This window comes from Humibacter sp. RRB41 (assembly GCF_022761015.1).
Taxonomy (GTDB): domain Bacteria; phylum Actinomycetota; class Actinomycetes; order Actinomycetales; family Microbacteriaceae; genus Humibacter.
This window is the reverse complement of the sequence record NZ_JAKWJQ010000003.1, coordinates 438,168-456,747: the sequence shown is the minus strand read 5'-3', so window position 1 is coordinate 456,747 and position 18,580 is coordinate 438,168. Positions and strand designations below refer to the sequence as shown.

20 protein-coding genes are annotated in these 18,580 nt (G+C 67.7%); 6 read left to right on the top strand and 14 right to left on the bottom strand.

The genetic code is table 11. From position 1 onward, the window contains the following. Nucleotides 1-121 precede the first annotated feature (121 nt). Nucleotides 122-718, top strand: coding sequence for a maleylpyruvate isomerase family mycothiol-dependent enzyme (locus MJ603_RS10730; RefSeq protein WP_243063705.1), 597 nt, complete (start codon nucleotides 122-124; stop codon nucleotides 716-718). A 21-nt stretch (nucleotides 719-739) separates the two neighbouring features. Here MJ603_RS10730 and MJ603_RS10725 read toward each other — a convergent pair whose 3' ends face one another. The 5 genes from MJ603_RS10725 to MJ603_RS10705 all read right to left on the bottom strand — a co-directional run bounded on the left by MJ603_RS10725 (nucleotide 740) and on the right by MJ603_RS10705 (nucleotide 4,284). Further along, nucleotides 740-1,672, bottom strand: coding sequence for a bifunctional riboflavin kinase/FAD synthetase (locus MJ603_RS10725; RefSeq protein WP_243063704.1), 933 nt, complete (start codon nucleotides 1,670-1,672; stop codon nucleotides 740-742). Continuing rightward, entirely contained in the window at nucleotides 1,669-2,121 is a 453-nt protein-coding gene (locus tag MJ603_RS10720) for a hypothetical protein (RefSeq protein ID WP_243063703.1), read from the bottom strand. The genes MJ603_RS10725 and MJ603_RS10720 overlap by 4 nt, the downstream gene beginning before the upstream one ends. Nucleotides 2,122-2,285: 164 nt before the next feature. Further along, nucleotides 2,286-2,657, bottom strand: coding sequence for a hypothetical protein (locus tag MJ603_RS10715; RefSeq protein ID WP_243063702.1), 372 nt, complete (start codon nucleotides 2,655-2,657; stop codon nucleotides 2,286-2,288). Then, nucleotides 2,654-3,601: a tRNA pseudouridine(55) synthase TruB gene (truB, locus tag MJ603_RS10710; RefSeq protein WP_243063701.1), complete on the bottom strand. Its 948-nt coding sequence runs from the start codon at nucleotides 3,599-3,601 to the stop codon at nucleotides 2,654-2,656. The genes MJ603_RS10715 and truB overlap by 4 nt, the downstream gene beginning before the upstream one ends. Continuing rightward, nucleotides 3,598-4,284, bottom strand: a complete 687-nt coding sequence (locus MJ603_RS10705; RefSeq protein WP_243063700.1) for a TetR/AcrR family transcriptional regulator — start codon at nucleotides 4,282-4,284, stop codon at nucleotides 3,598-3,600. Before MJ603_RS10705 ends, truB begins: the two co-directional genes overlap by 4 nt. Nucleotides 4,285-4,368: 84 nt before the next feature. Between MJ603_RS10705 and MJ603_RS10700 the strand changes: the two genes are divergently transcribed. Beyond that, nucleotides 4,369-5,835, top strand: coding sequence for a DHA2 family efflux MFS transporter permease subunit (locus MJ603_RS10700; RefSeq protein ID WP_243063699.1), 1,467 nt, complete (start codon nucleotides 4,369-4,371; stop codon nucleotides 5,833-5,835). A 15-nt stretch (nucleotides 5,836-5,850) separates the two neighbouring features. After that, nucleotides 5,851-6,846, top strand: a complete 996-nt coding sequence (locus MJ603_RS10695) for a ketopantoate reductase family protein (RefSeq protein WP_243063698.1) — start codon at nucleotides 5,851-5,853, stop codon at nucleotides 6,844-6,846. Between the two features lie 42 nt (nucleotides 6,847-6,888). Here the strand turns inward: MJ603_RS10695 and MJ603_RS10690 are convergent, their stop codons facing one another. Continuing rightward, nucleotides 6,889-7,575 (bottom strand): uridine kinase, encoded by a 687-nt coding sequence (locus tag MJ603_RS10690; RefSeq protein ID WP_243063697.1) that lies wholly within the window; start codon nucleotides 7,573-7,575, stop codon nucleotides 6,889-6,891. A 51-nt stretch (nucleotides 7,576-7,626) separates the two neighbouring features. Between MJ603_RS10690 and MJ603_RS10685 the strand changes: the two genes are divergently transcribed. Continuing rightward, a complete protein-coding gene (locus MJ603_RS10685; RefSeq protein WP_243063696.1) occupies nucleotides 7,627-8,559 on the top strand; it encodes an A/G-specific adenine glycosylase in 933 nt (310 codons plus the stop codon). Nucleotides 8,560-8,577: 18 nt separating this feature from the next. On the opposite strand, the gene MJ603_RS10680 is transcribed toward MJ603_RS10685, so the two are convergent. Then, nucleotides 8,578-8,787 carry a hypothetical protein gene (locus MJ603_RS10680; protein ID WP_243063695.1) on the bottom strand — a complete coding sequence of 70 codons (210 nt, stop codon included), beginning with the start codon at nucleotides 8,785-8,787 and terminating at the stop codon, nucleotides 8,578-8,580. Nucleotides 8,788-8,872: 85 nt separating this feature from the next. Here MJ603_RS10680 and MJ603_RS10675 point away from each other — a divergent pair, with 85 nt between their 5' ends. Both MJ603_RS10675 and MJ603_RS10670 read left to right on the top strand, forming a co-directional pair. After that, complete coding sequence (locus tag MJ603_RS10675) at nucleotides 8,873-9,886, top strand: helix-turn-helix domain-containing protein (protein WP_243063694.1); 1,014 nt, start codon at nucleotides 8,873-8,875, stop codon at nucleotides 9,884-9,886. A 26-nt stretch (nucleotides 9,887-9,912) separates the two neighbouring features. Continuing rightward, on the top strand, nucleotides 9,913-10,857 hold the full coding sequence (locus MJ603_RS10670; RefSeq protein WP_243063693.1) for a DnaJ domain-containing protein: 945 nt from the start codon (nucleotides 9,913-9,915) through the stop codon (nucleotides 10,855-10,857). A 64-nt stretch (nucleotides 10,858-10,921) separates the two neighbouring features. Here the strand turns inward: MJ603_RS10670 and rbfA are convergent, their stop codons facing one another. The 7 genes from rbfA to MJ603_RS10635 all read right to left on the bottom strand — a co-directional run bounded on the left by rbfA (nucleotide 10,922) and on the right by MJ603_RS10635 (nucleotide 18,497). Then, complete coding sequence (rbfA, locus tag MJ603_RS10665) at nucleotides 10,922-11,356, bottom strand: 30S ribosome-binding factor RbfA (RefSeq protein WP_243063692.1); 435 nt, start codon at nucleotides 11,354-11,356, stop codon at nucleotides 10,922-10,924. Nucleotides 11,357-11,491: 135 nt separating this feature from the next. Next, a complete protein-coding gene (infB, locus tag MJ603_RS10660) occupies nucleotides 11,492-14,212 on the bottom strand; it encodes a translation initiation factor IF-2 (protein ID WP_243063691.1) in 2,721 nt (906 codons plus the stop codon). Between the two features lie 84 nt (nucleotides 14,213-14,296). Next, nucleotides 14,297-14,542: a YlxR family protein gene (locus MJ603_RS10655; RefSeq protein WP_308220587.1), complete on the bottom strand. Its 246-nt coding sequence runs from the start codon at nucleotides 14,540-14,542 to the stop codon at nucleotides 14,297-14,299. Nucleotides 14,543-14,720: 178 nt separating this feature from the next. Next, on the bottom strand, nucleotides 14,721-15,725 hold the full coding sequence (gene nusA / locus MJ603_RS10650; protein WP_243063689.1) for a transcription termination factor NusA: 1,005 nt from the start codon (nucleotides 15,723-15,725) through the stop codon (nucleotides 14,721-14,723). Between the two features lie 107 nt (nucleotides 15,726-15,832). Continuing rightward, nucleotides 15,833-16,654 carry a ferritin-like domain-containing protein gene (locus MJ603_RS10645; protein WP_243063688.1) on the bottom strand — a complete coding sequence of 274 codons (822 nt, stop codon included), beginning with the start codon at nucleotides 16,652-16,654 and terminating at the stop codon, nucleotides 15,833-15,835. Next, nucleotides 16,654-17,427: a hypothetical protein gene (locus MJ603_RS10640; RefSeq protein ID WP_243063687.1), complete on the bottom strand. Its 774-nt coding sequence runs from the start codon at nucleotides 17,425-17,427 to the stop codon at nucleotides 16,654-16,656. Before MJ603_RS10640 ends, MJ603_RS10645 begins: the two co-directional genes overlap by 1 nt. Before the next feature lie 5 nt (nucleotides 17,428-17,432). Continuing rightward, nucleotides 17,433-18,497, bottom strand: coding sequence for a TIGR00730 family Rossman fold protein (locus MJ603_RS10635; protein ID WP_243063686.1), 1,065 nt, complete (start codon nucleotides 18,495-18,497; stop codon nucleotides 17,433-17,435). Nucleotides 18,498-18,580 lie beyond the last annotated feature (83 nt).

Here is an 18,580-nt window from a genome sequence, read left to right as displayed (position 1 = left end):
GTCATCGGCGACGGCTCCCAGAGTATCGGCAGATGCGCGCGCGAGATTCGGATCCGGCATCTCGAGGTCCGGCGGGGCCCGCGCGTGTCAGGATGTTCACGCGACGGGAAGAGGAGATCGCATGCGACGCGACTTCGGCGAGCAGATCGCCGACACGCTCGAGCAACTCGCAGGGGTGCTCGAGTCGCTCGACGCCGACGAGTGGGGAACTCAGAGCCTCTGCGACAGGTGGTCGGTGCGCGATGCCGCCGGTCACATCGTCTGGCGCGTCGGCAACTCATTCCCCGAGATGGCCAGAACGGCGCTGCCCATGCTGACGCTGACCAGGCCCAGCCTCGACGCGATCACGGATGCCGTGAGCAGGCAGGAAGGCGAGGCGTCCAATCCGGAGGATCTGGTACGCCGGCTGCGTCGCATCGCCGCGCTGCGACTGGCCGGCATCGGCCGCACCGGCATGAACGATCTCGTCGAGACGGTGGTGCACAGCTACGACATCGTGCAGCCGCTCGGCACACCCATCACGGTCGACCCCGACGCGAGCAGGCGCGTCGCGCTACGCGGGCTGCTGATGGCATCCGCTGACCGTCGAGCGGTCGTCGCGACCCACACTCTGTGGGCATCGGACGCCGGCTGGGCCATCGGCCGTGGCAGCATCATCGAGGGCAGCGCACAGGGCATCGTCCTCTACCTGTTCGGGCGGGAGCCTCTGCACAGCTGATGGCGACCGGCCACGACCGGGTCAGGCCTCGAGGATGGCAGATGCCTCGGCCACATCGGCGCGCATCTGCACGATCAGCGGCTCGATGCCTGAGAACGCGACCATGCCGCGGATGCGCTGTGTGAACTCCACGTCGACGACGTGGTCGTACAGGTCGAGGTCCTCCCCGATCACATATGCCTCCACCTGACGCTGAGGCACACCCTCGAACGTCGGGTTGTCGCCCACCGAGATCGCCGCCGGATGCCGCACGCCGCCGTCGATCAGCCATCCGGCATAGACGCCGTCAGCAGGGATGAGGCCCTCGCACTGCGGCGAGAGGTTCGCGGTCGGGAACCCCAGTTCGCGGCCCCGCATCGCGCCGTGCACGACGCGCCCGCGCACCGTCGGCGCACGGCCGAGCAGGACGCCGGCGTACGCGACGTCTCCCTCGCCGAGCAGAGTGCGGATCCACGTCGATGAAACGCGATCGTGCCCGTCAGGGCGCACGTCGTCGATGAGCTGCACATCGAAGCCGTCGCGTTCGCCGAGCGTGCGCAGCAGCGCGACATCGCCTGCACCTTTCGCCCCGTAGCGGAAGTCGCTTCCGACCAGCAGCTTCTTCGCGTGCAGTCGGGACACGAGAAAGCGTTCGACGAAGTCCTCGGCCGGCACATGCGACAGCTCGAGATCGAACGTGAGCACGAGCACGGCGTCGACTCCGGTCTGCTCGAGGAGCCCGAGCTTCTGCTCGAGGCTGACGAGGTCTTCCGGACAACGGTTGGGGGCGACGATCGACATCGGGTTGCGATCGAAGGTGACCACCACGGAAGCCAGATCCGCGTCGTGCGCGACCTGCAGCAGGCGACCGATGACCGCGCGGTGCCCCAGGTGCACGCCATCGAACTTGCCGACAGTGACCGCACTGGGCCCGAAGTCCGACGGGATCTCGTCGATGGATCGGAAGAGCCTCATGCCTTGGCCGCGGTGTCGGAGGCGGCCGCGGAAGTCTCGGCTACCGACGCCGGCTTGTGGCGCGAGAGCCAGAGCATCCCGAGCACGGGGAGCACGAGCGGAATGAACAGATAGCCGGCCCCGTACGTGGACCACACTGTCGAATTGTCGCCGAAGGGGTCGCCGACGCCCGCACCGAACAGCCCGGGTGCGAACGTCGTGATGGTTCCGACGACGAGCACGCCGGCGAGCTCGATCGAGATCGTGGTCCACGCGACGCGGTACCAGACCCTGCCCGGTGCGATCAGTGCGATGGTCGCGACGATATAGATCAGCGCGGAGAAGGCCGAGAGGACGAAGGCGACCGGCGCGAGCGAGAAGTGGTCGATGATCTGGAACACGCTACGGCCGGTGGCGGCGAGCGCCAGGATGCCGTACACGGCGACCAGCACGCGCCCTACCCCGGTCATCCGACGGCCGGAACGTGCGGAAGGCTTCGGTTCGGGCGAAGAGTCGGCTGGGGCGACCGGGTCGGACGGCGCTGCTGGCGCGGAAGGATTTTCGGACATGTCACTCCCCATTATCCCTGCACGATCGAGTCGCGTGACTCCGCGGCCCTGCGAGACATGCGCGCTCATGGTGTGCCCTGGATGAACCAGATCTGCCCCATGCGGTACGTCATCACCGCGATCGCCAGCCCCACGACACCGAGCACGACGGTGCTCCACCTCGTGCGTTCGATGAGGCCCCAGAACCCGCCTGCGACAGGAAGGATCAGGGCGGAGATGAGGTAGATGTAGAACTCGCCGAGCGACCCCGTCGGGTTGTTGCCGACGATGGGCGCCACGATCGTGACCACGAGCTGGGCCACGAGCAGCAGTTCGACGAGCACGATCGCTCCGAGCGTCAGGTCGTTCGGGGGCCGACCGACGATGCCGACGACGAGGCACAGGATGCCGGCCGCCAGCGCCACGAACACCTGCACCGTGGTGAACCACTCGATCAACGCGTCTCCTCGTCTGCAGTCGCGTCGTCCGCGCCCGTTGTCTGATCTTCGTCGGGGAAGTTCACGATGGTGCGCGCCGTCGAATCGCGCACGGTCGCCAGGCCGATCAGGCGTCCACCCGGCGAAACGGCTGCGGTGATATCGACGTCGTCGGAGTCCACGGTCACGCGTTTGCCGTGCCCGAGGTCGATCGCCTGATCGTCGGTGAGCGCGAGCACCGGGAAGAGAGATGCCGCTGCCGTCGCGGGCGGGATGAGCGCGGCCGCGACGTCGAGGCCGTCGAGCTCGTGGGCATCCGTCACCCCGAACGGGCCGACCCTGGTTCGACGCAGCGCCGTCAAGTGCCCGCCGCAGAGCAGTGCGACGCCGAGGTCTCTGGCGAGCGCGCGAACATACGTTCCCGACGAGCACACCACCCGAACGTCGACGTCGAGTGCGACGTTGCCCTCGACGACAGCGCCCCGCGTCGCGAGCACCTCGAACACCGACACCGTCACCGGGCGCGCCTTCAGCGCGACGTGCTCCCCCGCGCGCACTTTGGCGTAGGCGCGCTTGCCGTCCACCTTGATGGCCGACACGCTGGACGGCACCTGTTCGATGTCACCGGTGAAGTGCTCGACGGCCGCCGACAGCCGCTCCGGCGTGATGGCGCGGATGCGATCGGCAGGCGCCCAGCCGAGGCTCTCGCCCTCTGCGTCGTCGGTGGTCGTCGAGGCGCCGAGCCGGATGGTCGCGAGGTACTCCTTGTCGGAGCCGACCACGTAGGTCAGCAGCCTGGTCGACGGACCGAGCCCCAGCACGAGAACGCCGGTGGCCATCGGATCGAGCGTGCCCGCGTGGCCCACCTTGCGGGTGCCGGCGAGCCTTCGCGTTCGCGCGACGACATCGTGACTCGTCCACCCGGCCGGCTTGTCGACGACCAGGATGCCGTTCGGCGCGGTCACTCGGTCGTCCGCGTGCGCGATGCAGCAGCGGTTGCCTGCTGCTCCGGGGCGCCGAGAACAGTGTTCATCACGATGTCGAGCTTGGTACGGAACGTGTGCGCGAGCAACTCGGGGATGCACGGGTCGTCGGAGTCGTGCTGGTCGATCATCCGCATCGCGATGAGCGTGTTGAACAGCATGCCGTGTGCCAGGAAGTCGACGATCAGGTCGGGCTCGAAACCCGCTTCGTTCCGCAGCAGCGTGTAGAGCTCCATGAACCCTGCGCGCGCTTTCGCACCGATCGCAGGCTCGTGCCCTGCGACGAATCCCTGCATGAGCGACATCAGGATGCCTCGATCGATGATGAGGTCCGCGTACGCAGCACCCAGCTTGGTCATCAGAGCATCCTGCTCGTCACCGGCCTGCTTGGACTCCGCGATGACGGCGCGGAACGCGTCGAGCAGCGTGCCGAGCGCGCGGTCGAGCACCTCGACGAAGAGTCTCTCCTTGCTGCCGAACATGCGCACCACGTAGGGCTGGCTGATACCGGCCGCCTGCGCGACCTGGTCGGTGGTCGCCCCGACGTAGCCGCGCTCACCGAACACTCCGCTCGCAGCAGCCAGGATCTGCTCTCGTCGCACGGCCGCCGAGACGCGTTCCTGCGGCGCCTTCGCCGGGTCTGTCGTCATCTGTTCTGAGGTCACGCTTGACATGTTATCAGTCGATTACTAGTGTCCCATCTTGTAATCATTCGATTACCTCAATCCTCTTTTCTTCTGGAGACGCTCATGACGATCGCATCTGCGCAGCGCAGGCGAATTCCGACCTGGCTCGCCATCGTGGCGGCATCCCTTCCGATGTTCATGGCGACCCTCGACAACCTCGTCGTCACGAATGCCCTGCCGAAGATCGCCGAGGACCTCTCCGCGTCGATCGAAGAACTGCAGTGGGTGGTGAACGCCTACAGCCTCGCATTCGCCACGTTCATCCTGTTGTCGGTGGCGCTCGGCGATCGGCTCGGCAGGCGAACGGTCTTCACCGCCGGCATCGCCCTGTTCACGCTCGCCAGCGCGGCATCGGCCCTGGCCACGTCACCGGGCGAACTGATCGCGTTCCGCGCCATTCAGGGTGTCGGGGCCGCGGCGATCATGCCGCTGTCGCTGACGCTGCTCGCCGGTTCCGTGACCGAACGGATGCGCCCGGCAGCGATCGGCATCTGGGGCGGCGTCTCCGGCCTCGGTGTCGCACTCGGCCCGCTCGTCGGCGGCGCTGTCGTACAGGGCTGGAACTGGCAGGCCATCTTCTGGCTGAACGTGCCGGTCGGCGTGATCGCGATTCCGCTGGTGCTGCTCGCCCTGCCGAACTCCTTCGGAGCCAGGCTGCGGGCCGACATCCTCGGCGTGATCCTCGTGGGCGTCGGAGTGTTCGCCGTGGTCTTCGGCATCGTGCGTGGAAACGATCTCGGCTGGGACAGCGGCCAGGTGCTCGCGGCCCTGATCGGCGGAGGCGTGCTGCTGCTCGCATTCGTCTGGTGGGAGTCGAGGGCGAGCGCTCCCCTGCTGCCGCTGCGCCTGTTCCGCAACCGCAGCTTCTCGGTCGCGAACCTCGTCGGCGTCACGTTCAGCTTCGGCATCTTCGGTGCGGTGTTCATCCTGATTCAGTTCCTGCAGGTCGTGCAGGGACACACTCCGCTCGAGGCCGGCTTGATGACGATGCCGTGGACCCTGGCGCCGATGGTGATCGCGCCCCTCACCGGAGCCGTGATCGTTCCGCGCTTCGGCACGAGACTGCCGATCGTCGCAGGACTGGTTTTCCAGGCGGCCGGGATGTTCTGGCTTGCCGCGATCCTCGCCAGCGACACCCCGTTCAGCGCGATGATTCCACCGTTCCTCCTCGCCGGCATCGGAATGGGACTGGTGTTCGCGCCCAGTTCGACGGCAGTGCTCGCCGGATTCGGTGAGCGGGACCACGCGAAGGCGTCCGGAACCAACGCCACGCTGCGTGAGATCGGCGTCGCACTCGGCGTGGCAGTGCTCACCGCGGTCTTCACCGGCGCAGGCGGAACGCTGACACCGACCGGCTACGTGCACGCAGCCATTCCCGCGGTGGCCGTCGGCGCCTGGGTGCTCGCGGCTGCGGCCGTGATCGCGCTCTTCCTGCCGGTCGGCCGCACCCCTCGCACTTCGCCGCTCGATGAGGTCGAAGCCGAGTCGACGACCGAGGCCGAGGTGATCGCGGGCGCGCCCGTCGCCTGACCGTAGGCTGACCGGGTGCGCATCGCAATCATCGGAACCGGCGCGATCGGCGGCACCCTTGCGGCGCTGCTCGATCGCGCCGGTCACGACGTCGAGGTGACGGCTCGCGGCGACGGTCTCACCGCCATCGTCGCAAAAGGACTGCGGTTCGACGGAGCCTGGGGAGAGCACGTCGCGCGCGTCACGGCCGGCGAGCGGCTGAGCCGCACGCCCGAGTTGGCGTTCGTGGCGACGAAGGCGCAGGATGCGGCATCCGCTCTGCGCGACAACGCCGAGCATCTGCGCGGCATCACCGTCGTGATCGTGCAGAACGGTCTCGACGCACTTGAAGTGGCCGGGGGCATCCTCACGGAGTCCGCCCTCGTCGGAGCGCTCGCGCTCTATGCCGCCCAGTACGTCGAGCCGGGGCATGTCACGGTCACCGCGACGGGCGGCACCTATCTCGGCGACGGAGCCGGGGCGCCGACGGATGCCGCCACGAGCGCCGCCGCAGTGCTCGCCTCCGTGATGCCGGCCGTCGCCGTCCGCAACTTCCTGGGCGCCCAGTGGTCGAAACTCATCGTCAACATGGTCAACGCCATGCCGGCCATCACCGGCATGAGCGTGCAGGAGACCATCCGCGACCGGGCGCTCGGACGGGTGGTGACCGCCTCGATGCGGGAGGCCGTTCGCATCGGATACGCCTCAAGTGTGCACTACGAGAACGTGCAAGGGCTCAGCAACGGGCTGCTGCGCGGGTTCGCCCTTCTCCCGTTGTGGGCTGCGCGCTGGTTACCACTGCTGATGGCCAAGCGCATGGGAGCCGTGCCGAACTTGGGCTCGACCCTTCAAAGCAGGCGCCGCGGACGGGTGACCGAGATCGACTATCTCAACGGAGCCGTCGTGCGTGCCGCCGCCGCGATCGGCAAGCACGCTCCAGTGAACGAGGCCATCGTGAACACCGTGCACGAGCTGGAGCGCACCGGCACGTTCCTCGAGCGCGACAAGGCGGCAACGTTGCCCGTGCGTTGAGCAACACGGCACGAGCGACAGAGCAACAGTCGTCGCGGTGCGTCAGAAGCAGGCGCATCCTGTGTCGGGGAATTCGCGCCGCGGACGCTCCTGATCTGCGAGGTCGACGACGGCGGACGCCAGAAATTGGGGCTCCTCCTCCTCTCCGTACCGACGCCATCCGCCCACGTACCGGGCGTTCGCCTGCGCCTCGGGATCAGGGTCCCTCCCCTGGCTCAGGGCAAGCCGCGCATACACCTCGGTGAGCGGAACGTCGAGGAGCACTGAGAAGTGCCAGGCGCCGCGGATCGCCGGGCGCAGGAGGAACGGCCCGTCGACGATGAGCGCGATGTCGGCAGGACCGGTCTGCCATGCGGAGAGCACCGGTGCGTTTCGCCGCACGTCGAACGCTGTCGTCTGGAAGCCGGTCGACCCCGCCATCAAAAACGGGTCGATGAGAACGCGCTTGAGCGTCTCATAGTCGAACGAGCGCAGGTAGTAGTCGCCGGGGTCCGCCGGGCCGCTGGCGTGGCGCTTCTCCCGCGGCAGATGGAAGTCGCGCATGGATGCCCGCGCCGTCGCCGTGCCCGCCTCCCGGTACACCGCGGCGAGATCGTCGGCGAACGCGTCCGTGCCCGATCCTTCTGCGCCGTCCACCGCCACGATCACCCGCCCGGCCGGATAGTTGTGGGCGATCTCCGCCCGCAACTCGCGCAGGAACGTCGTTCTCGGTGTCGTCGCCAACTCCATGCCGTCAGGATACGGGGCTCGACCCGATACCTCGCCGATTACGCTGTGGGGATGGCGGCCGCACCACTGAAGCAGGATTCCGGGGCCGCGGGAGTCCCCGATGGTGTCGCAGCCGATGAGCTCGCGGCGACGCTGAACGCCTGGTTCCGGCGCGAGGCCAGGGATCTGCCGTGGCGACGAGCCGGGTTCGGTGCGTGGGGCATCCTCGTCAGCGAGGTGATGCTGCAGCAGACGCCGGTCGTGCGGGTGATCCCGAGGCTCCAGGAGTGGCTGACGCGGTGGCCGACCCCGAGCGCGCTGGCATCCGAGCCGCCAGCGGAGGCGATCAGGGCGTGGTCTGGGCTGGGCTACCCGCGCAGGGCGCTGCGCTTGCACGCGTGCGCCGTGGCGATCACGGAGCACCACGATGGAGTCGTACCGAGCGACGTTGACGAGCTGCTCGCGCTGCCGGGCGTCGGCGACTACACGGCGCGCGCGGTCGCGGCCTTCGCCTACGGCAAGCGGCATCCGGTGGTCGATACGAACGTGCGGCGGGTGCTGGCCCGCTGCATCGAAGGGCATGGTGAACCTGCGCCGCCGAGCACGCGCCGCGACCTGGCCGCGATGGAAGGAATGCTGCCGGCCGACGAGGTCGAGGCGAGGATCTTCAACGCCGCCGCGATGGAACTCGGCGCTGTCATCTGCACGGCTCGATCGCCCCGCTGCTCCGAGTGCCCCGTTGCGGATGCCTGCGCCTGGCACGCAGCCGGCCATCCGGCCTACCTCGGCGCAAAGCGCCAGGTGCAGAAGAGGTACGAGGGCAGCGACCGGCAGGTGCGCGGCATCCTGCTGCGCGAGCTCGGCTCGACGCACAAGCCGGTCACGGCAGAGGAGATCGTGCGGTTGTGGCAGCGAGAAGACCAGCGCGAGCGCGCCCTCGTCGGGCTGCTCGCCGACGGTCTCGCCGTCGAGGTCGACGGCGGCTACACGTTGCCGTCGACCTGATTCGCCGAGGACACGTCCCTACTCCCACTCGGAGCGGTCGCGCACGGCCTGCAGGTCGCTGTAGGCGCGTTCGTCATCGCGGGTGAGGGTGCCGCCACGATGCAGGATCTCGCGCGGGACCCACTTCCACAGTGCGAAGCGACGCGGTCGCTCGGGTGTCTGGATCCAGCCGTGCTCGATCCCTTGCAGAGCCGGCAGGCGCGGCGTGGATGCGGTGTGTTGAGTCATGGCTGTAACGCTACGATCATGCAGATTCCGCCACGAGGTGGCAGAGAGACTGTCGTCATAAAGATTCCGCCACTAGACTGACCGCATGTTGCGCAGCGTGGCAGTGCCGGTCATCGACGGCCTCGCCGTCTTCGAATTCGGAGTGCTCGGCGAGGTGTTCGGACTCGACCGCTCCTACGCGAATCTGCCCGAGATCGACTTCCGGGTCTGCGCTGTCGAACCGGGCAAACCCGTCAGCACACAGGTCGGCCTCACGGTGATGCCCCAGTTCGGTCTCGAGGCGATGGACGATGCCGACGTCATCGCCTTGCCAGCTGAGCTCCTGCGGCCCGACGACGAATATCCGGTCGAACTCCTCGACGCGTTGCGACGGGCGTCCGATCGCGGAGCCATCCTGCTGAGCGCGTGCTCCGGCGCCTTCATGCTCGGTGCAGCAGGGCTGCTCGACGGCCGCCCGTGCACGACTCACTGGAGGTATGCGGACGAGCTGCAGCGCAGGCATCCGACAGCCATGGTCGACCCCGATGTGCTCTTCGTCGACGACGGCGATCTGATCACCAGTGCTGGAACCGCGGCCGGCATCGACGCGAGCCTGCACCTCGTGCGTCGTGAGCTGGGCAGCGCCGTGGCGAACGTGATCGCCCGCAACATGGTCGTTCCCCCACAGCGGGACGGCGGTCAGCGGCAATACATCCCCCGTCCGGTGCCCGAGGCGGAATGCGACGAGCTCGTCGACGTGCTCGCGCACATGAACGCGCACCTCGAGCAGCAGCACACCGTCTCCGCCCTCGCGAAGCTCGCGCACATGTCCACCCGCACGTTCGCCAGGCGGTTCGTGGCGGAGACCGGCGTGACCCCGATGCAGTGGCTGACGGCGCAGCGCGTGCTGCACGCACGGCTGCTGCTGGAGACGACGGATGCCTCGATCGACGAGATCGCGGCGTCCTGCGGCTTCGGAAGTGCCACCCTGTTCCGTCACCACTTCTCCCGCGAAGTCGGTGTGGCCCCCACCGCGTACCGCAAGTCGTTCGCCTGCGACGACGAGCCGACGAGGCCCGACGCGGATGCCACGGACAGCCGAGTCGCAGCCTTCGTCTAGGCAGCACTGAATACACTGTGATCTCGATGCCCGACAGCCCTCTCTCCGCCTCGCCGTACGAGGTGCTCGGCGTGCAGGCATCCGCCAGCCAAGACGATCTGCGCAAGGCGTACCGGCGGATGCTCCGCCGAGCACACCCCGACACCGGCGGCTCCGCGGCACAGTTCGATGCGGTGCAGCGCGCGTGGGCGATCATCGGCAGTCCGGACGCCCGCGCCGCGTACGATCGCGGCCGAGGCCTGCATGACACTCCTCACACCTGGGCACCGCAGCCGCCGCGCGCTCGGCAGCAGGAGTCGAGGCCTCAGACGCGCGCGTACGGGCATCCCGGTGGCTTCTCGCGCGAGCGCTATCTCACCCTCATCAGGGAATGGTCCGGCCGGGGCAGAGAGCTGGAGAATCCTTACGACCCGGCGCTCGTGCGCTCAGCACCACGCGAGATCAAGCACACGCTCGCGGATGCCATCGCCGAAGAGAACACGGCGCGCGCCCTGACCACGCTCGGCATCGGGTACACGGTGTGGCACGACGTGGATGCGACGGGTCGCGCCGCAACGGCCGCCGGACGCGTCGAGAAGATAGACCACGTCGTGCTCGGCCCGACCGGTCTGTTCGCGATCCAGTCCGAGGACTGGGCGACGCCCGTCACGGTCAGGCGAGGCGACCTCGTGCCGGAGGGCGAGGCATCCGGATTCGAGAGACAACCGCTGCACGAACTCGTCGGGCGAGCCCGCACGCTGGGCCGGGCGGCGTCCGTGAAGTTCACGGTCGCCGCGGTGGTGCTGCCGGATGACGACCTCGAGCAATCGCTCACCGTCGTCGGACGCTCACGCGGCATCGCGCTCGTCGCTGTTCAGGCATCCGTGATCGCCCACGTGCTGCGCACCGGCATCGCCGACACACCGCGGCCGGACGGCACGACGCTCTTCGAGCTGCGCACCAGACTGCAGCAACACATCCGCTTCGTCTGAGAAGTCGCGTCCCCACGACGCTCCGCATTCAAGCGAGCGCATGGCGGGGAGCGGACGGGAGCGACTACTCCTCGTCGTCCTCACGCGGTTGCACATACGGGTCTTCCTCGCCCGCATACTCTGCGGATGCCGCAAGCCCGGCCACCTGCTCGTCACGCTGACGCGCCTCGCGCAGGAGTCCTTCGATGAGCTCGGCGTTCTCCGGGATCGCGTCGGGAATGAATTCGAGCGAGGGCGTGAGCCGCGTCGTGATGTTGCGTCCCACCTCGGTGCGCAGCAGGCCGGTCGCGGCCTTGAGCGCTGCGGCCGAATCGGTGCGCTCCTTCTCGGTGCCGTACACGGTGTAGAAGATGCTGGCGTGCTGCAGATCGCCCGTGACGCGAACGTCGGTGATCGTCACGAAGCCCAGCCGGGGGTCGCGCAGACCCTTGTCGAGGCGTCGTGCGACGACCTCTTTGATGCGATCAGCGAGCTTGCGAGCCCGTGCCTCGTCCGCCATCTCTCTCCCTCTTTCTGTTCCTGCCCGCATGCTCCGGAGAAGCCTGGACCACCGCGAAGCAGGATCCGCGCGACGAGACCGTGGTGGATGCCCACGGTCTCGTCGCGCAGATGCGGTCTCGCGGTGGGACTGCCGCTAGGCGCGCGGCTTCTCGCGCATCTCGATCGTCTCGATCTCGTCGCCGATCTGGATGTCGTTGAACTTGCCGAGGCCGATACCGGCTTCGAAGTCCGTGCGAACCTCGGTGACGTCGTCCTTGAAACGACGCAGCGACTCGATCGTCAGGTTGTCGCCGACCACGACGCCGTCGCGGATGACGCGTGCCTTGGCGTTGCGGGTGATCGTTCCCGACCGCACCACAACACCGGCGATGTTGCCGAACTTGGAGGAACGGAACACCTCGCGGATCTCGGCAACACCCGACTGCACCTCTTCGAACTCGGGCTTGAGCATGCCCTTGAGCGAGTTCTCGATGTCGTCGATGGCGTTGTAGATGACCGAGTAGAACCGCACGTCGATGCCCTCACGGGCGGCACGCTCGCGTGCCTTGACGTCGGGGCGCACGTTGAACCCGATGACGATCGCGTTGTCGATCGTCGCGAGGTCGATGTCGCTCTCGGTGACCGCACCGACACCGCGGTGCAGGATGCGCAGCTGAACGCTGTCGTCCACCTCGATCTTCATCAGCGACTCCTCCAGCGCCTCGACGGCACCGGAGACATCGCCCTTGATGATGAGGTTGAGCGACTCGACCTTGCCCTCTTCCAGAGCACGGGTGAAGTCCTCGAGGCTGATGCGCTTGCGCGCCTTCGCCAGCTGGGCGTTGCGCTCGGCCGCTTCACGCTTCTCGGCGATCTGACGGGCCGTGCGGTCCTCCTCTGTCACGAGGAAGGTGTCACCGGCTCGCGGCACGCTGGAGAGACCCTGCACCTGCACGGGGCGAGACGGAAGCGCCTCGTCAACGGCATCGCCGTTCTCGTCCTGCATGGCGCGAACACGTCCATACGCGGTTCCCGCGACGATCGAGTCTCCGACTCGCAGCGTTCCGGACTGGATGAGCACGGTCGCAACCGCACCACGGCCCTTGTCGAGCTTGGCCTCGATGGCCACACCGCGGGCATCCTTGTTCGGGTTCGCACGCAGGTCAAGGCCCGCATCGGCGGTGAGCAGCACCGCATCGAGGAGTTCCCGGATGCCGATGTTCTCGCGGGCGGACACGTCGACGAAGATCGTCTCGCCGCCGTACTCCTCGGCGACCAGGCCGAACTCGGTCAGCTGCTGACGAACCTTCGCAGGGTTGGCATCCGGCTTGTCGATCTTGTTCACCGCCACCACGATCGGCACGTCGGCCGCCTGCGCGTGGTTCAGAGCCTCGATCGTCTGCGGCATGATGCCGTCATCGGCGGCGACCACCAGGATCGCGATGTCGGTCACCTGCGCACCACGGGCACGCATGGCGGTGAACGCCTCGTGACCAGGGGTGTCGATGAAGGTGATCGGACGCTCGATGTTCTCGTGCGTCGTCGTGATCTGGTAGGCACCGATGTGCTGAGTGATGCCGCCGGCCTCGCCCGCCACCACGTTGGTGTTGCGGATGGCGTCGAGCAGCCTCGTCTTACCGTGGTCGACGTGACCCATGACGGTGACCACAGGCGGGCGGACCGCCAGGTCCTCGTCGGTCTCATCCTCCAGCTCGGCCTCGAGGTCGATGTCGAAGCCCTCGAGGAGCTCCTTGTCTTCGTCCTCAGGCGACACGATCTGGATCTTGTAGCCCAGCTCGGAGCCGAGCACCTCGAACGTCGCCTCGTCGAGAGACTCCGTCGCCGTCGCCATCTCACCGAGGTGGAACAGCACGGTCACGAGGTTGCCGGGACTCGCGTCGATCTTGTCGGCGAAGTCGCTGATCGATGCTCCGCGGCGCAGACGGACGACGGTACCGCCGTCACCACGAGGAACGCTGACGCCGCCGATCGACGGCGCCTCGCGCATCTCGAATTCCTGGCGCTTCGTGCGCTTCGACTTGCGAGCCCTGTTCTTGCCGCCACCGCGACCGAAGGCACCGGCCGTTCCGCCACCGGGGCCACGACCACGGCCGCCACCACCGGCGGGACGCGGGCCGCTGAAGCCGCCACCCGGACGGTTGAAGCCGCCTGCACCTGCGCCTGCTCCCGCGCCGCCTGGGCGCTGGAAGCCACCGGTGCGGCCACCGCCTGCACCGGCGGGACGAGGGCCACGCTGACCTGCCCCTGCGGGACGCGGGCCACCTGGACGCGGCGAACCGGGTCGAGGAGCCTGCGGACGCGGGATGTTGCCGGGCGACGGGCGCTGGCCCATGCCCTGGGAGCTGGCGAACGGGTTGTTACCGGGACGCGGCGTTCCCGCAGGCCGCTGGCCCATGCCCTGCGAACTCGAGAAGGGGTTGTTGCCGGGACGCGGCGTGCCGGGGCGAGGCGCAGCCGAATGCTGCGCGGTGTCTGCAGGCTTCTCAGCGGGTTTCTCGGCAGGCTTCTCGGCGGGACGCTCAGCCGGCTTCGGCTCCGCCTTGACCTCGGGAGCCGCAGGCGGCGCAGGAGGCTTCGGGGCGGCCGGCCTCGGCGCAGCAGCGCCGGCCGGAACGGTCGCCGGGGTACCGGCCTGCTTGGAGGCCGGGGTCGCAGCAGGCTGCGACGGCGCCGCATCCGACGGCTTCGCACCGTCGGCTTCGAGGGCAGCCCTCAACTTGCGGGCGACCGGGGGTTCAATGCTCGACGACGGTCCCTTGACGAACTCGCCGAGCTCTTTGAGCTTCGCGAGCGCGACTTTGCTGTCGACGCCCAGTTCGTTCGCGATCTCGTGTACGCGTGGTTTTGCAGCCACAATTCTCCTGTTCGGGGCTTGCCCGAGCAGGGGCAAGCCTTAGTAGTGGACGGGTCTCATTTCGAGCCGCTCATCAGTTGTCCATTAGCCATTCAGCCTGTTCTCTAGTGGCCGTGTGTCCAGCGGGCCGTCAACCCGCAGCGCTCGCCCGAAGGCTCTGCGTTGGATCGCTTTCGTCAGACACTCGGTAGTCGGATGAAGCCACGCGCCTCGCCCGGGCATCCGTGCAGACTCGTCGACGACGAGCTGTGAATTTCGGGCGACAACCCTCAGAAGGGAGGATCGGGGAGCGCGAGAACGGCATCCGACGCACGTTCTCACGGTGACCATCTTACCCCCTCGTCCTACACGACCTCGCTCACGCGGGCTCGCTCGCATGCAGTGGCGATAACGGCGACGACGACCCTGCCGCAAACAGGCAGTTCTGCGCACCTACAGCCGATACAGGCACGAGTCGCCTGTATTCACGCGGAATGCCTGCTTTCGCTGACGCGTTTCGCGAAGATCGCTATCCAGCCGTATCCGGCTGGATATCGATCTTGGCCCCCGTCAGCTTGGCGGCGAGGCGGGCGTTCTGCCCTTCCTTGCCGATCGCCAGCGAGAGCTGGTAGTCGGGCACCAGGGCGCGCACCGCCTTCAGCGAATCGTCGACGACGAACGCTTTCGTCACCTTCGCGGGCGACAGCGCGCTCGCCACGAACGTCGCGAGATCGGGCGAATAGTCGACGATGTCGATCTTCTCGTTGTTCAACTCGGCCGTGACTGCGCGCACGCGCTGACCGAGCTCGCCGATGCACGCGCCCTTCGCGTTCACGCCTGGCTGATTCGCCCGAACCGCGATCTTCGTGCGGTGACCGGCCTCGCGGGCCAGCGACACGATCTCGACCACGCCGTTCGCGATCTCTGGCACCTCGAGCGCGAACAGCTTGCGCACCAGAGAAGGATGGGTGCGCGACACGGTGATGGACGGACCCTTCGGCCCCTTCGACACGCTCGTCACATACACACGGATGCGCGACCCGTGCGTGTACTCCTCGCCGGGCACCTGCTCTTCGGGAGGCAGGATCGCCTCAATGCTGCCGAGGTCGACGTGGATCATCCTGGGATTCGGACCCTGCTGGATCACGCCGGCGACCACGTCGCCCTCCCGACCCTTGAACTCGCCGAGCACCGCATCGTCCTGGATGTCACGCAGCCGCTGGTTGATCACCTGCTTCGCCGCGAACGCTGCGATGCGGCCGAAGTCGCTCGGGCTGTCCTCCGACTCCCCGATGACGTTGCCCTCTTCGTCGAACTCGGGCACGTACACGGTCACGTGGCCGGTCTTGCGATCCAGGTGCACGCGTGCGGCGGGCGACTCTTCGCTGTGACCCTGGCTATGGCGGTGCGATGCCTGGTCCGTGTGCTTGAGATAGGCCGTCAAGATCGCCTGCTCGATGATCTCCACGAGCTCGTCGAACGGAATCTCCCGTTCGCGCTCCATCAGACGCAAGACGCTGAGGTCGATGTCCACCTTCGGCCCCCTCTATTCAGTTCGTTGTTCGTTTTCACTTGAACGCCCGCGGTCTCATCGACCTGCGGGCGCACGACTCCACCAGCCCCGAGGGCTGACCTCACAGACTACCGGATCGAGACCCGATCGTCACCGTCCGCTGCGATGCCGAGCCCGTCCAAGGCATCCTCCACGATGCGCAAGTCCTCGAGCCCGGGCAGCGACGCGATCGAGCGGTCGACCTTGCGCGCGGCATCCCTGCCGGCGTCGCCGCTCATCAGGTGCGTCATCACGTGAACCACGTCGTCGCGTTCCATGATCGTCGACCCGACCGGCGCCCAGAAGCGCTTGAGCGCGAACCTCGTGAGCTTCTGCGCCTTCGTGCTCGCGGCCAGTCTCGCCCGCGCCTGCGACGTGTAGAACGCCACGTGTCTGGCCTCCTGCTTCGCGATGCGGCGCAGCAACTCGGCCAGTACCGGGTTCTCCTCGAGCTCCGCCATGCGGTTGTAGGCCGTGATCGCCGACCACTCGTTGGCCGCACCCCATGCCATGTGCGTGGCGATGAAGTCGCTGCCGACCAGCGTGCCGAGTACTGACTGCTTGATCGGGTCGAGCCGGTCCTTCCAGCCGAGCTTCAGACGCTTCGCCTTCAGCTCGTCGTACTGCACGGTGACGCCGTGCATGTGCAGCACCGCCGCGAGCGCCTCCCCGTGCCAGAACTCCTCCCTGTTCCACATCGTCATGAAGGCGCTGACGTCCGGATCGCGATGCGAAGGCGTCGTCAGCAGATCGCGGGTGTAGCAGACCGTGTGGTACTCGACGTCGGTCATGTAGCGCAGGGTGCGTAGCGACGTGTCGTCGAGCGGATGCTCGCGAAAGCTCTCCAGATCGAGGTCGCCCCAGTGCACAGCGACACTCGTCGCCGTGTACTTGTCGATGTCGAACGCCATCAGGCTCCCTTCACGAGCGTGCGCGCGAGTTCGGATGCCGTCCGCGCCCGGATGCCCGGCAACACGGCGATCGCATGGGCTACATGCTCGGCATGATCCGCACGGACATCGCCGCCGAAGACGGAGGCGGTGAATGCGTCGCGGGTCGCGGCATCCAGCAGCGGCGCACCGATCGGCCAGGCCTCTCTGCGGATGCCCCGCTCCGCCAGGCGCGCCGAGCGCTGGTCCGAGGCCAGCCGCCTCGTCGCCTCGCTGAGGAAGAAGGCGGTGTGGCGCGACTTCGTGCCGCGGATGACCGCGAGCAGTTCGCGAAGTGGGGGCGCGGCATCCGATTCCACGGTGTCGTAGGCGACGTCGAGCACCAGATCGTCGAGGTAACCGGCGACCATGTGGGCGCCGACGATCGAGCGGCCGGCGAGGATGCCTCCCGTCGCGCGGCGCACAGGACCACCGGGCAGGCTTCCCGTCGGTGTCGAGCCGCTGCCGGAGACCGAGCTCAGGGCATCCGCGACCCAGAACTTCTCGAAGGCCCACGTCACGAGGAACGCGGTGACCCTGGCGTCCTTGTGCGTCGCCGTGACGAGCACGTTGCGCAGGTGCGCCATCGTGGCACCCTCGAGCACGCACAGGATGCCGAGCAGTTGCGCCTCGCGCGGGGACACCCGGATCGCCTCGACGTCGACGGCGTCTCGCAGATTCCCGTGCGCTGAGCGGGTGAACGCGGCGACATCGAAGTCGGCCGCGCCTTCGACATCCGTCTCCTGCGCTCGCACGGCTTCTAGTCTGCGCTCTGCGGCTGTTCCAGCGCGCTCGGGAAGTCGTCGATCGCCCGGATGAGTCGGTACAGCTCACCGATCCTGAACTGGTTCAGCTTGAGCTCGAGGCGGGGCAGGTCGAGCTTGTCGCGGTCCTGACGCTCCGCGCGCAGCGGGTCGGATCGCTCGATCACGCCGTCGACCGCCAGGTCGCCGAACCGCTCATTCAGCTGCACGATCTCCGCATCCGTCGGCTCGGCATTCAGACGCAGCACCAGCCGGTCCCCCACCCAGCGCAGCGAGTCGTAGTTGCGCCAGAAGCCGGTGATCTCTGCGACGGCATCCGGCACTGAATCCGTGACCAGCACCCGATCGAAGTCGTCGGGCGAGATGACACCACTCGGGATCAACTGCTCGTCGACGAAGCGACGCAGCCCGGCCCAGAACGTGCCGCCGGGGCGATCGAGCAGCACGATCGGCGCCGGTTCCGCCTTGCCGGTCTGCTGCAGCGTGAGCAGTTCGAACATCTCGTCGAGCGTGCCGAATCCGCCCGGCAGGCAGATGAATCCCCTCGATTCCTTCACGAGCATGAGCTTGCGAGTGAAGAAGTACTTCATGGTGACGATGTTCGGATCGTCCTGCACCGCCATGCTCGGCTTCTCTTCGAAGGGCAGCCGGATCGAAACACCGAGCGAGTGGTCGGGGCCGGCCCCCTCGACCGCGGCCTGCATGATGCCGGGGCCAGCGCCGGTGACCACCATCCATCCGCGCTCTGCGAGCGCCGACGTGACGCCGCTCGCCTGGCGGTAGAGCGCATCCTGCTGCCGCGTTCGTGCCGACCCGAACACCGTGACCTTCGGGACCCCGACGTACGGTGCGAACAGACGGAATGCGGCGCGCATCTCCTCCAGCGCGGCCGAGGCGATCTTCAGATCGAGGCGACCAGGCGCATCCGCACCGAGGCCGAGAGAGGTCTCGACCATGAGCGCGACGAGGTCGCGATCGGCGCGGATGCCCGACCCGACGATGAGGCGCCGCACCTCATCGTCGAGGTCGGCCGCGGTGTGATCGATCGTGCTGTCGGACATGCAGCCAGGATGCCACGCGCGGCCCGCTGACGGAGCCTTGGCCCGTTCGGCGCCGGCGGTGCGGGGTATCGTTCCGATACATC